This is a genomic window from Bacillus sp. SIMBA_026, from assembly GCF_046535335.1.
In the GTDB taxonomy this organism is placed as follows: domain Bacteria; phylum Bacillota; class Bacilli; order Bacillales; family Bacillaceae; genus Bacillus; species Bacillus velezensis.
The window spans coordinates 1-230 of record NZ_JAWRWX010000537.1 but is presented as its reverse complement, the minus strand read 5'-3'; the positions used below and the strand labels follow the sequence as shown (position 1 = coordinate 230).

Annotated in this window: 1 protein-coding gene; it reads left to right on the top strand. The window is 53.5% G+C overall.

The genetic code is table 11. The annotated features are described in order from the left end of the window. Positions 1-230, top strand: a 230-nt coding sequence (locus SB847_RS22450) for a hypothetical protein (RefSeq protein ID WP_410578991.1), incomplete at both ends; no start/stop codon positions are given.

Sequence of the window (230 nt, the reverse complement as noted above, 5' to 3'; positions counted from 1 at the left end):
AGCGAGATAACAAGCTTTGGACGTATGCCATTCACATGTCCGCAACCGACATCCGTCACGTTAGCATCAGCGACGAGTCCGAGGTTAGCGGTCCCGCGAGTACCGGCATCACGCTTACGATCTCTGAACCTATCAAGGATTTTCGGACGTTCACGACCGAGGATGGGCGACAGGAGTTGACCGAAATCTTCGCCCTGTACTTGGCCGATTACGAAGATGCGAAGATCGTA